Annotated in this window: 14 protein-coding genes; 5 read left to right on the top strand and 9 right to left on the bottom strand. The window is 54.9% G+C overall.

All coding sequences use genetic code 11. The annotated features are described in order from the left end of the window. The first annotated feature begins 141 nt into the window (after window positions 1-141). On the top strand, window positions 142-1,557 hold the full coding sequence (locus ACR3ZL_RS02995) for a sulfatase (protein WP_473649364.1): 1,416 nt from the start codon (window positions 142-144) through the stop codon (window positions 1,555-1,557). Here ACR3ZL_RS02995 and ACR3ZL_RS02990 read toward each other — a convergent pair. The 3 genes from ACR3ZL_RS02990 to ACR3ZL_RS02980 all read right to left on the bottom strand — a co-directional run bounded on the left by ACR3ZL_RS02990 (window position 1,538) and on the right by ACR3ZL_RS02980 (window position 5,371). Beyond that, window positions 1,538-3,220, bottom strand: a complete 1,683-nt coding sequence (locus ACR3ZL_RS02990; protein ID WP_473649365.1) for a flavin monoamine oxidase family protein — start codon at window positions 3,218-3,220, stop codon at window positions 1,538-1,540. The genes ACR3ZL_RS02995 and ACR3ZL_RS02990 overlap by 20 nt on opposite strands. A gap of 4 nt (window positions 3,221-3,224) precedes the next feature. Continuing rightward, complete coding sequence (locus tag ACR3ZL_RS02985; protein ID WP_473649366.1) at window positions 3,225-4,232, bottom strand: calcium/sodium antiporter; 1,008 nt, start codon at window positions 4,230-4,232, stop codon at window positions 3,225-3,227. A gap of 752 nt (window positions 4,233-4,984) precedes the next feature. Next, window positions 4,985-5,371 carry a nucleotide pyrophosphohydrolase gene (locus tag ACR3ZL_RS02980; protein ID WP_473649367.1) on the bottom strand — a complete coding sequence of 129 codons (387 nt, stop codon included), beginning with the start codon at window positions 5,369-5,371 and terminating at the stop codon, window positions 4,985-4,987. Window positions 5,372-5,568: 197 nt separating this feature from the next. Between ACR3ZL_RS02980 and ACR3ZL_RS02975 the strand changes: the two genes are divergently transcribed. Next, window positions 5,569-6,711 (top strand): S49 family peptidase, encoded by a 1,143-nt coding sequence (locus tag ACR3ZL_RS02975; protein ID WP_473653420.1) that lies wholly within the window; start codon window positions 5,569-5,571, stop codon window positions 6,709-6,711. Window positions 6,712-7,158: 447 nt separating this feature from the next. On the opposite strand, the gene ACR3ZL_RS02970 is transcribed toward ACR3ZL_RS02975, so the two are convergent. Both ACR3ZL_RS02970 and nrfH read right to left on the bottom strand, forming a co-directional pair. Continuing rightward, the gene (locus tag ACR3ZL_RS02970) at window positions 7,159-8,733 is read right to left on the bottom strand and encodes an ammonia-forming cytochrome c nitrite reductase subunit c552 (protein WP_473649368.1); all 1,575 of its coding nucleotides are present in this window, start codon (window positions 8,731-8,733) and stop codon (window positions 7,159-7,161) included. Between the two features lie 43 nt (window positions 8,734-8,776). After that, window positions 8,777-9,238, bottom strand: a complete 462-nt coding sequence (gene nrfH / locus ACR3ZL_RS02965) for a cytochrome c nitrite reductase small subunit (protein ID WP_473653421.1) — start codon at window positions 9,236-9,238, stop codon at window positions 8,777-8,779. Window positions 9,239-9,580: 342 nt separating this feature from the next. On the opposite strand from nrfH, the gene ACR3ZL_RS02960 reads away from it, so the two are divergent. Together ACR3ZL_RS02960 and ACR3ZL_RS02955 are read left to right on the top strand one after the other, a co-directional pair. After that, window positions 9,581-10,270: a Crp/Fnr family transcriptional regulator gene (locus tag ACR3ZL_RS02960; protein WP_473649369.1), complete on the top strand. Its 690-nt coding sequence runs from the start codon at window positions 9,581-9,583 to the stop codon at window positions 10,268-10,270. 284 nt (window positions 10,271-10,554) lie between these two features. After that, on the top strand, window positions 10,555-10,746 hold the full coding sequence (locus ACR3ZL_RS02955) for a hypothetical protein (protein ID WP_473649370.1): 192 nt from the start codon (window positions 10,555-10,557) through the stop codon (window positions 10,744-10,746). Window positions 10,747-10,879: 133 nt separating this feature from the next. On the opposite strand, the gene ACR3ZL_RS02950 is transcribed toward ACR3ZL_RS02955, so the two are convergent. The 3 genes from ACR3ZL_RS02950 to ACR3ZL_RS02940 all read right to left on the bottom strand — a co-directional run bounded on the left by ACR3ZL_RS02950 (window position 10,880) and on the right by ACR3ZL_RS02940 (window position 12,543). Beyond that, window positions 10,880-11,488 carry a tetratricopeptide repeat protein gene (locus ACR3ZL_RS02950; protein ID WP_473649371.1) on the bottom strand — a complete coding sequence of 203 codons (609 nt, stop codon included), beginning with the start codon at window positions 11,486-11,488 and terminating at the stop codon, window positions 10,880-10,882. Window positions 11,489-11,584: 96 nt separating this feature from the next. Then, on the bottom strand, window positions 11,585-11,941 hold the full coding sequence (locus tag ACR3ZL_RS02945; RefSeq protein ID WP_473649372.1) for a hypothetical protein: 357 nt from the start codon (window positions 11,939-11,941) through the stop codon (window positions 11,585-11,587). 212 nt (window positions 11,942-12,153) lie between these two features. Continuing rightward, entirely contained in the window at window positions 12,154-12,543 is a 390-nt protein-coding gene (locus ACR3ZL_RS02940) for a DUF2721 domain-containing protein (RefSeq protein ID WP_473649373.1), read from the bottom strand. 332 nt (window positions 12,544-12,875) lie between these two features. Between ACR3ZL_RS02940 and ACR3ZL_RS02935 the strand changes: the two genes are divergently transcribed. Further along, window positions 12,876-13,469, top strand: coding sequence for a thioredoxin family protein (locus ACR3ZL_RS02935; protein WP_473649374.1), 594 nt, complete (start codon window positions 12,876-12,878; stop codon window positions 13,467-13,469). A 2-nt stretch (window positions 13,470-13,471) separates the two neighbouring features. Here the strand turns inward: ACR3ZL_RS02935 and ACR3ZL_RS02930 are convergent, their stop codons facing one another. Continuing rightward, a complete protein-coding gene (locus tag ACR3ZL_RS02930) occupies window positions 13,472-14,605 on the bottom strand; it encodes a S1C family serine protease (RefSeq protein ID WP_473653422.1) in 1,134 nt (377 codons plus the stop codon). Window positions 14,606-14,718 lie beyond the last annotated feature (113 nt).

The following is a 14,718-nucleotide window of genomic DNA, read 5'->3' as shown; positions in this document are numbered from 1 at the left end:
AATTTCCTGCTAGAAACGGGAATTCGAAACGCCGCTAGGCTACCATCTTGGTTCGCTCGATTCCCAAGTTCAATCCCACCCTTTGTTATCCGCACCCAATCCACCCGCCTTTTTGCCCCCATCGATACAGGCCAGTGAATCATGCCCCGATTGTGCTCAACGTTACTACTTCTTTGTGCGACATGTTTACCAACCGCGTTTGCAGAGCCTCGTTCCCCCAACGTGCTACTGATTTGCGTGGACGATCTGCGGCCTGAACTGGGATGCTACGGAAAGGATTACATCCAATCGCCTCACATTGATGCACTCGCATCCCAGGGCCGACTCTTTCAACGTCACTACGTCCAAGCTCCGACCTGTGGCGCATCCAGGTTTGCATTGCTGACGGGGCGATACGGGCCATCCAATAACAATGCGATCTTCAGTCGAGCAGACGCAATTTCCAAATCCGCCGAAGTACCCCCTAGTCTTCCTGCGTGGTTTCGCCAACACGGCTATACCACTGTATCGGTTGGGAAAGTTTCCCATCATCCGGGCGGAAGCGGCGGGAAAGACTGGAACGACGAATCTAAACTCGAAATGCCTCATTCCTGGGATCGACATCTCCTGCCGGCCGGACCTTGGCAACACCCGCGCGGTGCAATGCATGGCCTAGCGAACGGCGAAATCCGAAATGACGCCAGCACCATGGATGTGTTTCAGTCAGCTGAAGGTCCCGACTCGATCTATCCCGATGGTCTGATCGTTGACCAGGCACTGGGGCAACTGGATCTTCTTGCCGCTGATGAATCGTCACCATTCTTCCTAGCCGTTGGCATCATCCGGCCTCACCTGCCGTTTGGCTCACCAGCCAAATACATGCAGCCCTATGAAGACGCGACGTTGCCGCCAATTCCCCACCCCGATCGCCCCCAAGGCCTCTCGACTTGGCACAAGTCAGGCGAGTTCAATCGATACAATCGATGGGGCAAGAACCCCAACGAAGATCATGAGTTTGCCACTCTCGTCCGCAAGCACTACGCCGCCTGCGTTAGCTACGCTGACGCCATGGTCGGACGAGTACTCGATCGACTCGACCAGCTCAAGCTTCGCGATGACACGATCATTGTTCTCTGGGGCGATCACGGATGGCATCTGGGCGAACACGCGGTGTGGGGAAAACACACCCTCTTTGAAGAGTCACTGCACTCACCGCTGATCATCAGCTACGACGGCATCCCCAGCCCAGGCGAGCCTTCAGCATCGATCGTGGAAACCATCGATTTGTTCCCCACGCTTTGTAGTCTCGCCGAGCTACCCAAACCCGAGTTCGTGCACGGCGTCTCGATCGAGCCGATCCTAAAAGCCCCATCAGCCTCCGGGCATACTGCCGTTGCGTATGCCAAAGCGACGACCATTCGTGACGATCGACATCGATTGGTGCTGCACCCCAATGGTCAAGCCGAGCTTTATGACTTTGACGCCGATCCAGCCGTCAACTTGGCGTCGCAGAATCCAGCCGTCGTATCACGGTTGATCGAACGTCTGAAAGCACGTACTAAGTTGCGTGAGCAATAAGCTCTGCAACCGATCTAGCAGCGCGGCGTCCGTGATCAAACGCTTCTTCGAACAAAGCGATGCCGCTCAAATCCGTACAGGCAAAATGCACGTTGCCTCGGGGAGTTGACGCTTTTTGCCGCGACGGGTGATAGATCGTACCGACACGAGGCTGCACCATTGCATGTCCCCACAACATCACGTCGATCCGGGAAATGAATCCTCGGATATCCGGATGCATGGTCTCCAAATCGGATATCACCGCCTCGGCGGCCTCCGCCCACGTCAGTCGCAACATCTGCTCTCGAACGCCCTGGGGCGTATCGCCGGGAATTGCGGAGTACCACGTCAGTACCGTCGCCCCATGGTCACGGCCGATTTGATGAACGGAATTCACGTAGCCTAACGACGTCCCGCCAAACGCGACGTTGTCCCACGCCATCGGAAACGTTGTCTCCGCCGGTCGGTCCGTCAGATGGACGTTCGCCACCCACCAAGTTCCATACTGAAATGCTTGCCTCGCGTCTGACCACGATTCCATCCGTAGGTTTTCCGATAACACTTCGTTGGCCACAAATTGCGGCAAGGCCATGACAACTTGATCCGCATGAAGCACAGTCTTGGTTTGTTTCAAAGTATCAAAGGCCTGCACCCGCAACGATCCATCGTCCAACTTGATCACCTCCATGACCGCTTGATTTACGCGAACGCGATCGCCGATCGGATGTCGCAACTGATCGACTAAAAACCCGTTGCCCTCCGGCCACGTCAGTACTTCCTGAGTTTCACCTGAATCGCCTCGCATCCGAGCGACGAAATAGAACAAGCCTGCCCATGCACTGGTTAGATCCGCCGTTAATCCGTAATCATCTCGACAGGAATAATCCACCAACCACGCCAACACGTTCGACTGAAAACCTTGGCTCGCTAGCCATTCGGACATCGATAACTGATCGAGTGACTTCGCTTCCTGATCGGTGCTGCACGTCGACGTGGGAAGAGAGAAGAAAGGTTTTCCATCACTTCCCTTCCGCTGCGACCAACCGATCATTAAGTCCGTAAAACGACTCAGCTCATCCTGGTCGGCCGTTGTCAAAACGCCGTTTGGAATCAATCCTTGCCACCAACGTCCTTGTGCGAACACACGTTCTTCGGGATCGCGACATAAGAACTGTTCTGAAGCAATGACATGGTTTTCCTGAACCGAATCTACCACCCCACATGACTGTAAAAAGCGGATCAAATCTTGGTTATCGGCTTGGGGAACCGGCAAGTAATGCGCTCCCCATGGATAGCGAAAACCATCCGTCTGCCCACTGCGAGCGGTCCCGCCCACAACCGATTCCAGCTCAAGAACAACAAAGTCCTCGATGCCTTGATCCATCAAATGCCACCCTGCGGACAACCCCGCAACACCGGCACCGATGATCACGCACTGATGGCGAGCAGGCGAATGATCACTTGGCAAAGCTTGGATCGATGCCCAACGTTCTTCACTTGGCAAACGCAAGCGGTGGCCCGCTTCACGATTGGGTGACAACAGTTCGCCCGCGGCGGGCAACGCTCCGGAGACGAATCGCTGAAGCGAATCACAACCGGCGGGAATGGCCGATAAAGCCGCACTCCCACCGATCATCTGAACCAGTTGACGACGCGAGTAGCGAAGACGTTCAATCCGGCTCATGGGATCACCAAGGAGTTGAAATCGCGTCGTTGGCAATCAACAGATAAACGATGTAAGCACAATACAGCAGTACTAAAAAGACGCCCTCGTACCGAGTCACTACGTGACTGGTCCGCAGCACAAGCCAGCTCAGAATAGCCGCTCCAATCATCACGGGGACGTCGATGATGGCGATCGAACGCAGCACGTTGATGCCAACCGGCGACACCACCGAAGCAACGCCCAAGACCGCAAGGATATTCAGAATCGTGCTTCCGACGGCATTGCCGATCGCGATGCCTCGCTCGCCTTTCAAAGTCGCCGCAACGGACGTGACCAGCTCCGGTAGCGACGTGCCTACCGAAACGATGGTCAAACCGATCACGGCTTCAGACAAACCAAAGTGACGTGCAAAAGTGACCGATCCAGCCACGAACCATTCACAACCTAAGATCAATGCACCGATGCCCAAAGCCAAAATCAACAATTGAAGTAGGACCGCAACCGCTTTTTTGCCAAGAGAATCCGATTCAATGGGAGAGCCCGCGACATCCTCAACGAACTCCTTCATGTCCTCCGATGGCTGCTCCTTTCCCAATCGATACGAGATCGCGAAGTACGCAAGCATGGCGATCAACAAGATGATCCCATCGATCCGGTTGATGTTGCCGTCGTAGCCAAGCACTCCCATCGCAACACAAGCCGCGATCATGACTGGAACATCAAAACGTGTAATTTGTCGATCCACCGGAAGCGCCGCAACAATCGCGCTGAAGCCGATGATCACCAGCATGTTAAAGAGGTTGCTGCCCACCACGTTGCCAATCGTGATGTCTGCTTTACCTTCCAGCGCGGTCGAGATGCTAACCGCCATTTCAGGTGCGCTGGTCCCCAGCGAAACCACCGTCAATCCAACAAACAGAGGACTCAATCGGGCCAGGATCGCCAGTCGCGAGGCACCGCGAACGACGCCTTCCCCGCCGATCAACAACAACAAGGAACCAGCGATTAACTGTCCGATAGCAAATAGCATGAAGTGAGCCGAGAGGCATGGGTGGGAGGTGGAGAAACGATGCGGGGCCGAGGCAAACCGCGGGACACGTGGTGTCGATCCGGTCTTAGTCCTGAGGCTGATTCTGACGACCGCTGGGGCGCACGTCCCGGTTACCGCAAGGAACTGAGACAAGCGTGCAATCGGCTAGCCCAAAATCCAACTCGGGCCATCCTCCAAGACTCACTGCCAATTTGTCGACCATGGGTTAACCCTCGATCGTCGGACAAACGGAATACCAGATATTCGACTCGTGCCAGAGTAGCAGAGCCAACGCGGGCCGTCATCGGCTCAATCGCGTGCCGTGAAGCCACGGTCAAGATGATGGGGGCGGCCACAGACACCACTTCCATCCCATGACCGCCAGCGCAATAAAAAACCTGCCTGCTGAGACCAAGGTAACCATCTCAACAAGCAGGTAAGTCTCGCGTTATTCTCAGTCGAGAAATTAAGCCGCAAGGTGCTTAATTCCCATCATGAAAGTGATCGCGAGTGGGGTGGCCGACCCAAGCGTCAGCCCGCCGACTTTCGTCAAGGGTTTCCACCCCGTTGGCTAGTACAGCAATAATCCACTTGATCACCTCCTTTCAAAATGATTTGACGCCGACACGCCCAGGTGCCAACCAGAACGGGCGTATGCAACGTACGGGAGTTCTGCCACGACGCGTATCGCGGCCCGATGACGACATTATCGTCAAGTGTCAAGACGAGGGCAATATCGATCAGGTTCGCGATTATCTCCGATTTTCATTTTTCGAGGGTTCCGCCAATCCGTCCGCAGGCACGGGGTATTTCACCGCATTACGAATCATTTTGGCTTTCAACGTGGTCGCCAGGTCAATTTCCAACTTCGACGCAATCGCCAACAAATACGCTAGGCAATCAGCGACCTCTTCGCCAACCGCATGCTTTTGAACGGGATCATCTTTGACAACCAATGCCTCTTCTGGCGTCAACCACTGAAAATGCTCCATTAACTCGGCCGTTTCGATCGCCAACGACATGACTAGGTTTTTCGGGTTGTGAAAGGACTGCCAATTCCGCTCGTCCACAAATTGCTGGACGACCGCTTTCAGTTCCGTCACTGAGGTTTGGTCGTCGGCGAGGTCGGTTTCAGTCATGTCGATTGCTCGGGTTGTACGTGACAGTTGGTTTCGACTCGTCTAATCAGACGATCAAGTCGATTCCAAACGATGTGACCTATCATGCCGACGCGCCAAGGAAACGGCAACGTTGTCGGAAATTTCAGCCGAAGAACGGAATCGAAATGTTCGGTATTGCTGCTCGCTGTGACAATCGAAACACCCAATTGCTTGGGATGGTGACGATTGGCCTATTCGTCATGTTCGTATCCGGTTGCCAACATCCCATTCGTGCGTTGGTTGGCGGTAAGATGAACTTGGGCGGCAAGATGGGCGTCGACGGAGACATCCGCATGACTGGCCAAGTCGCAACGGTCTCACGTAGCGACAACACCGCAACACCCATTCGGTCCGTCGTGGTCGATGGCAACCAACACTCCGCCGGCGGGCGGATCGCAGTCGTCGACGTGGACGGATTGATCGTCAACCGCAACTTCAGCGGCCTCAACACGATGGGCGAAAACCCGGTCGCTTTGTTCCGTGAAAAGATGCGGCGGATCGAGTGCGACGGTTCCATCAGCGCCGTCGTCCTGCGCATCAACACTCCCGGTGGCGGAGTTACCGCGACGGATATCCTGGCCAACGATGTTGCCCGACTGAAGAAGTGTCGAGACATTCCCGTGGTCGCTTGCTTGATGACCACAGGCTGCGGCGGTGGATACTACCTCGCAACCCATGCCGACCAAATCGTGGCCCACCCCACATCCGTTGTCGGCGGCATCGGTGTGATCCTGAACAGCTACAACATGGAAGACACTCTAGGGCAATACAACATCGTTCCCGTCCCCGTGAAGGCAGGCGAAAAGATTGACCTTGGATCGCCTGAACGCGCAATGGACGAAGACGAACGCGATATCTTGCAAGAGATGGCGAACCAATTCCATGAACGCTTCATCGCCCAAGTCAAACGCACCAGACGATTAAACGTGCCGGCGACAAACGACCTGATTGAGTCGGACAAAATGGCCTTGGACAACGAAGACTCCCAGGACGACGAGTCCAAAACAGCCAACTCGCCTATCTTCGATGGACGCGTTTGGACCGGAAGCCAAGCTGTCGAATTAGGTCTGATTGATTCAACCGGTTATCTCGATGACGCTATCGACATCGCCGGTCAAATGGCGGGGCTTTCCAGCGATGCACCCGTCGTGTTGCTGCGACGCAGCAACGATCGTGCACTTAGCGAATTCGACGTCACCCCGATCATGCCCACCGCATCTCTGTTACCCCTGAGCGTCCCCGGCATGGATCGATCGATGATGCCAACGTTCCTCTACCTCTGGCAACCCGAACCCAAGTTCGTAACCGCCGGCGGCTGAGATCGCGATGGATCACCTTTTTACCGACGTCGAATTGAAGGTGATCGAGCGCATACTTCATCGCCTGCGTCCTCGAGCCCGGTGCAGGAAGTCACCTCACCGGCAACCGAACACTTAGAATGAGAGCATTCGAGCTTTGGGCAATTGAGGTTCAAGGTGAACTAAAAGAGTACGCGTTGATTGTGGGAACGCCAGCCTGACTGTGGCCGCCCGACATGCATCGCAATCCAGTGCTCGGCCCACACCTCGCATTCGCCTAAACGGCTCTGCTCGCCCCCTTTCGCTGCGCGGGCTGGGTTCTCCAGGCGTTATTGGCACAGCACTTAATAACTGCACGACCTCTGCGCCGGGAGAGGTTTGGGTGTGATTTCCTCGCCAAAATGTGAGATCAAAAGCTCCCTGGGAGGAGTCGAACGAGGGGAAGGGGAACCAGCCAGAAAGCCGAAATCAGTCAGCTTGCGCAACAGAATCGTTGCTTTCTTTCAGCTTGGGCGAGCCGCCCAATCGATAGGCGGCTGCTTGGGCTTGGCGACTGTAGTCAATCGACTCGCCTAGGATGCGTGCCGCTTCTTGGTCAGCGTGGAAGCCTTTGGAGTTTTCACTGCTGATGTAATCCAATCGCCACATCGCTTTGCGTTGCAGTTCGCGAATCGGTTTCAAATCATCTTCGCTGGCTCCGGCTTCTTGGGCCGAGACGATCGCGTCGAGCATGTCGGTCATGGCGGAAGCAGCACGGGCCATCAACGCTTGCGTGCGGCCTTGGATCGTATCAACGCGAGCTTGCAGCTCACCTTCGGATACATGGTGACACGTTTGGCACGCTTTGTTGATATTCAACATCGGGCTGCGAACCCAGTGGCTGCTAACCTTGGTGGCACCTTGGCGTTCGTAAGGCATGTGGCAATCACTGCAACTGACTCCGGCACGAGCGTGAATCCCTTGACTCCACAATTCAAACTCAGGGTGCTGCGCCTTGAAGACTTTGGTGCCGGTTTCTTTGTGCACGTAGTCATAGAATTCGCCGCCGGACTTACCATCTTCACCGTCGGGGAACGTCGTGTCTTCCCATTCCTTTTCTAGGTCTTCGACCTTCAGGCCATTACCCCAAGGGAACGTCAGCGTCATTTTATTGGCACAGTAGTACTCGACGTGACATTGGCCACAAACGAACGATCGCATTTCTTGACGGGTCGCATCGACGTTGGGATCGTACGGTTTTTTGGACTTCGAATCACGCCACTTTTGGATGCTAGGCAAATGTGGCACCGGATCGTCGGACTCCGCCAATTTGGCGATGCCGAGGATGAAGCCTGGACGGGTGACACGAATCGACATCGTTTCAGGATCGTGGCAATCAATGCAGGAAACCGGGTGTGCGTCACCCAGGTGCGGATCCCCTTCAGCCGCTTTGACAACACCATCGGGCGTCTTAGTCAATTCAGCGTGAACGTCTTCATACTTCATTTGGCTAACCGCCTTGAAGCCTTCCATCACGGCTTCTTGGTCGAATGATTCGCCGAGCGATGCTTCGCTGGCGTCTTTGCCCATCTTTTCCAGCCCGATGCGGCGATAGGTCGGGGCGATCGATGCGTGACAGTGCAGGCAAGCACCGGCTTGCTGGACTTCGGTGACGCGCTTCGTGACCTCTTGGTCGCCCAGCATGTAGGCGTGACCACGGGCCTCGCGGTATTCGATGCTAAACGCATATCCAGCGTAAAGCCGTTTCAACCACGGGAACTCTTTCAGCTTGCTCGGCGACATCGCATGATTGCCACCGTAGGTCGTTCGCTCGGTATCGGCGGTACGAAGATAGCTTTCGTATTGCAGCGGAAAGTTGACGCCCCACGGCTTGGGATCGGTGCTGACTTCGTTCACTTCCACCAAACGCACAAACGGCTTTCGTGCCTCTTGCTTGCGTTCGAAGATATTGACCAGCAAGGCAACGACGCCAAAGGTTGCGAAAGCGACCAAAGCGATCAACGCAAAAAGCCAGCCGAAGCTACGTTTCGAAGGAGTTGCCATGTTAGAAAAAGCTTGAAGTGAAGAGATTCAGGTGAAGAAGGTGTTAACGGCCGGCATGGCCGACGCTGCTATGACAATGCACGCACTGTTGCATGTCTTGACCAGTAACGGCGGGCAACATCGAGTGGACAAAGTCCTGGTGACACGACACACACGTACTTTGGGTGACCCGTTTGTTGCGAGGTTTGATTTGGATTGGATCTTTGTAGTTGCCTAGCGTGAACGCCAACGAGTGAAAGAATCCGTTGTCCGCCTTGGTGATCCATTTGCCGATTGGATGGTGCGGCAGATGGCAATCGTTGCAAACTGCGACGTGGTGGTGGCTGCTTTTTTGCCAGGAATCCATGTGTCCCTGCATCGCATGACAGTTCACACACGTTTGCGGGTTATTGCTCATGTAGCTGGCACCTTTGCCGTAGCCAAACGTGAACGTGCCAACTCCAGCGAACATGCCAATCCCCACCACCAAAGCGATCGCACCTTTCCCCAAACGCGGTGCCTTCAGCTTGCCAAAAAGAAAGCCCCTGTCAGCCGAAGCGTCGTTGGCGTGCGGGTCGTCGCCCGCTTGGGTCTCAGGATGGCTAGACCCGGCATCTGGATCCCGAGAATCACCTGCCGCTTCCGAATTCCGGGTGTGTGACGTATCCTTCGGCACGCGAATATCCGCAGGTAGAGCGCCGGATCATGACGCGGTTGAGATGGAAAAGTAGAGCTCTTAACGACGACGCTTATGATGCGGAGTGTCGCACCCCGACCAATCTAGCGATCCTTCAGGGGGTCGTGTGGCTTCATTCTGAGGAAGTCTCACTTCGCATGCATTGACTTAGATCAAGTACTGCCTAGTTCGATGAAAGAAAAATCCGACATGTCCAGCGTCTCCGCGACGATCCATCGCTGCCCCTTGCTAAGCCGATTGAACGAGGCAAACCGCGGCATCTTGGAATCGGTTGCGGTAATGCGTGAATACCAAGCGGGACAACGCATTTTTGACCAAGGCGACCCGTGTCCAGGCATGTTCATCGTCGAGCAGGGGTTGGTGCGCGTCTATCGAGCGGGCGCGAATGGCCAACAACACGTGTTGCACCTTTGCGGTCCTTTGGAGTCGTTCGCCGAGGTTGCTGTATTTGCCAATTCAACCACGCCAGCGAACGCAGAGGCGATTCGAGCGACCCGGTGTGTCCTGATTCCGCTGGACGGCTTCCAAAAAGCACTCGCCGAGAATCATGAATTGTGTTTGGAAATGCTTGCAGGGATGGCTCGTTGGACACGTCACTTTGTTGACTTACTCGACGACATCGTGCTGCGGGACGCCCTGACACGGGTCGCCAACTATTTGCTCGGGCTGCCTATGGACGCATCCGGAGTTTTGCAGTTGCCAGGCCCCAAGAAAGACATCGCCAATCACCTGAACGTGACCAGTGAAACCTTTTCCAGAACACTGCGGCGACTGATCCAAGACGGTGCGATCGAAACCAATGCGGGCCGGAAGATTCGTGTCATGGATCCAGAACGTCTGCAACAAATTGGTGAACACTAATCAAACGTGTTGGATACCCATACTTAAAGATTCGAAAACCGCATTCTCAGGGTGATGGACAACCGAAAAGCATTTGGGGTGCGAGCATTCATTCTCTGACCTCAGCCTGAAACCTCGACCTTTCACATCAACAATCGCACCCTCCGGTTTGGAACGTCATAGTCAAAGCAGTTAAACTGCTAACCGGCCCTGCGACGATCAACGATTCAGCGACCGACGTTCATGGGGTTCACCGTCGACTCCCACATTCTCTTTTGTCTCTTACACCCACAATTTGGTGAACCATGTCAGCGGACCGTCATCAACAGACTCGTCAGCTATTCAACGAGGCCGTTAGCATGGAAGGAACCCAACGTCGTTGGTTCTTGCAATCAATCGAAGACCGGGCGTTGGCCGCGGACGTGGAACGTTTGCTCGAATCGTCGGCTTGCTGTGGTGCGTTTGGCGATTGCGACAAGCCGTCCGAGCCAAAGTAGATCGGCTCGGATAAGACCCTATCCAAAACAACCGACCGAATCAGGATGGAGCATTTCTCCAACACGGACTCGATCGGTATCGTGCACCGGGTCTTCCAGGTGTCTGAATGCAGTTACCGGGGTAACGCTCGTTTTAAGCGACCAAGTGTGAGGTCAGCACCACCGGCTTGTCTTGCACCTGCTCGGCAACCGCCAATTCTTGCGGCGTCCCAACGGGGAACGGAAACTCGCCGGGTACGAAATCAATTTCAATCTCACAATGTGATGGCTCGATCCGATTGAGCTTCCAATCCAAACGTCGCCAGAACGGAAGCGTGGCCGCCCAGTCATTGATCGCCTTGTGAATCTGATTGGCGGATACTGTTTTGGGATGTCCCATCTCGCTTAAGATCTCCAGTGCGCCACTGGGCAAACCTGACAACATTAAAGCGGTTGCGTAATTGGTTAGCAGCAACTGATCGATGTCGGGCCGTGTGATAGTCGACCCTGGGGCGAGAGCTAGGCCACGAAACAAAGCAACGGCATCCGCTGCTTTCCCGAATCGGATTGCACAAACGCCCATCGCATGAGTGGACAAGGAGGAACGCGGAAGCTTACGCAACGCCTCGTACGCCTCAACATACTCGTGAGATCGAATCAACGAGACGATTGACTTTGGAATCGCGTCGTTTTTCGTCTCGACACTCGGAGCATCCGAAGAGACAACGCGGCGAGGTTTCTGTTTTGAAATAGGTTTGGTCATGTGAGAACTCAATGGGATACCGGATCGACATCGAGAGACGCCGGCCGAAGGAATTGTTGCAAAAGGACTTTCAAATCAACGTGAGTTCACGCAGACCTAAATTTGCAACCGTATCCCTAACATCACCAAAGAATCCGAACCCGTTGCCTCACCCGCATGCAACGAAGAAGCTCGTCGTGTCAGCCCGTCTTCGCCGACGCGGCACACATCTAAAGAAGGTGTTGCCGCCTTGAACTGCAACTCGTCGACGACACTCAAACGAGCTTGATTGACCGAACTGGTGTGCAGTGCCGATGCGTCATGAACTTCGGCACCCATGCAGGTCCGTCCGTCGTTCAACGCGGCCGAAGCCAAGACCGGCGTTACGAAAAGATGGATCGCCATTCCCACGACGACACCCCAGAGCATAAGCCCTTGGAGGAAAAAGCCAACGGAACGCTGACGACGTCGCATGAAGTGATTGTCCGAGACGGTGGTAGTTAACTAACGAGTATTCGAACCGAGCGAGATTCTGTCAATAGAATTCTTGCAAAGCTAAGCCAAAGGGAAAAACCGGTAGATTGCACGGCCAACGAATTCGTCATCTCGTAATTCTGCCGAGGACTCACGTTCCTGGATTATCCAACCTGAACTATCGACGCTGGCTTTCTGACTTTTCCGGCCACCTACCTTTCCATGTCGCCTAACTGCAGATTCAGTGCCACTACTGACATCAAGATCTCCCAAAGTGAAATCGTTAGGGACCCCGCCATTAGCAGCAAGCTGAGTCCGAAGACGATTTCGCCCGCCGCATTCAGACCGGCGAACAGCAGGCCCATGCAGATCGTGCACGATAACAAGCTGGTCACGCCAAGGGTTTGCATGTTGCGAATCAGGTTCACCCGTTTTCGCAGGTTGGCGATCTGCGCCGCCGCGACCGGATCGGCCGTCGTTTGATATTCCCGGTGGAGAGACCGAATCACCGTCGCCAGCGCCAGAAAGCGATTCGTGTAGGCCAACAGAAGCAGCGAGATGGTCGAGAACAACAATGCGGGCGTGGTGAGGTTGATCGTCATGGCTGAACAGGCATTGGAATGCGGAATAGCGGCAGGTAATACAAAGACGATTGCATGCCGGAAAGAAGTTTGGAACTTCGTTCTACAACGCGAACCGGTCGCCGGCGAGAGCGAATCCCCTGAGGCGAATGCATGCTCTCGGCGGGTAACGCATCTGACCATTCTCTGAAGTATCCCAAAAATGGCTTGGGAAACCGCCTGAACGGAAAACGGCTCCGTGCCCCACACGTCAACACGCGTTCTGGTACCCAGGCCTGTCCAATGTTAAACAATAGACTGCGACTGAATCGGTTGCATCTCCGTTCATTGACCCCCAAACTGAAAATACAACCATGGTTCGTACTGCTTCGACGATGATGCCTTTGGGCACTTCAGCCCCTGACTTTTCACTTCCCGAAACCGGTGGCGAGACGGTTTCACTATCGGATTTCAGTGATCACAAGGCGTTGTTGGTGATCTTCATGTGCAATCACTGCCCCTACGTAAAACACGTCGCCGAACAACTGAAGTTATTGACCGACGAATACATGCAGCATGGCGTCGGCATCGTCGCAATCAACAGTAACGACGTCGAGAAATACCCAGATGACAATCTCGAAGCGATGACTCAGGAAAAAGAAGATCGCGGCTATGGATTCGCTTACGCCTTGGATGAAGGCCAATCCGTCGCGATCGCCTACGGCGCGGCCTGCACGCCTGACTTCTTTCTATTCGGGCCTGACCACAAATTGACCTACCGCGGTCAACTCGATAATAGCCGCCCGAAGACAGACTTGCCCGTCACAGGCGCCGACTTGCGAGCCGCTCTGGACGAAACACTTGCTGGACGAACTCCGCCCCAAGACCAAAAACCTTCGATCGGCTGCAACATCAAGTGGAAGCCCGGCAATGAACCTGGCTATTTCAACCCAGCCGGCATCAGCTAACGCTAGGGAATCTGAGTCAGCGTGACGGTTGTGCGATAACGCTTTCCGCCACGCAAGATGACCATGTCGATCGGTTGATCCGTAGGTGCCATCCCAACGCGAGCGACCAGATGGTCGTCATCGTCAATCATGTGGCCATCAAATTGCAAAACAACGTCGCCGGTTTGCAACCGAGCCGCTTCGGCAGGGGAACCAGCTCGTACGTTTTTAACCCGAGCGCCGCCGAGCTTCATTTCTTCGTCGCGGAAATCATCCGCGTCGGGGTTCACTTTCATCGAAGCATACTGCCCCGAGAACGACGACAGTTCAGCAGCGGCAAACTCAGGATCCAACGTGACACCCAGGTACCCACGTCGCAACTTGCCGTGCCGAATCAGCTCTTCGGCAACCCGAGCGGCCATATTGATTGGAATGGCGAACCCGATCCCTTCGCTACCACCACTGCTGCTGGCGATGGCGGTGTTCAAACCAATCACTTCACCGCGAAGGTTCAACAACGGTCCGCCGCTGTTGCCTGGATTGATCGCCGCATCGGTTTGAAAGAAATCTTGCAAGTCGATCCGTTCCTCACCCAGCGAAAGATCGCGGCGTCCCTTGGCACTCATGATACCGAACGTGACGGAGTGACTTAGGCCAAACGGACTGCCAATGGCGATCACGAAGTCACCGATTTGAACCTGATCGCTATCTGCAAGGCGAGCTGCCGGTGGAAGCGTTTGAGGCGACGGCAATGGACGCCGGCCTCGCTCACGCACCGATGCGAGTTCAGGGATGATCTTCATCACGGCCACATCGGTACTCGGATCCTTCAACACCCGCTCAGGAACCCATTTCCGACCATCGCTGGTCCGCATCAGGATCTGATCTATCGAAGCACCATGAATGACGTGCCGGTTGGTAAGCACCCACGCTTCCCCGGCGACGTCCAACACAACGCCACTACCGGCTTCGTCGTAAGACTCAGCCGACGCGCCTTTGCCCTGAATCTTGTGAGCTTCAATATGGATGACGCTTGGTTTGACCAAATGCGACACGCGGCGAACAAGATTGCCAAGCCGATCGAATTGTTCAAACTCTTCGGCCAACTCGTTGAACAACCGCTCACGCCGAGCATCGATCTGCGGCCGGGTCGGCATGCCGCCCAGCGTGATCCGTGATTGGCTCGACCGGGATAGCTCATCGGCCGAAATCGGGGCCAAGGAATCCTGTGCATGCACGCTCGCCATGCCGACCATGGTGGTCAGCGTGC

The organism is Rhodopirellula sp. J20-39 (assembly GCF_057365095.1).
Note: the sequence above shows the minus strand (reverse complement) of the source record. Positions and strands in the feature narration are given on the sequence as shown.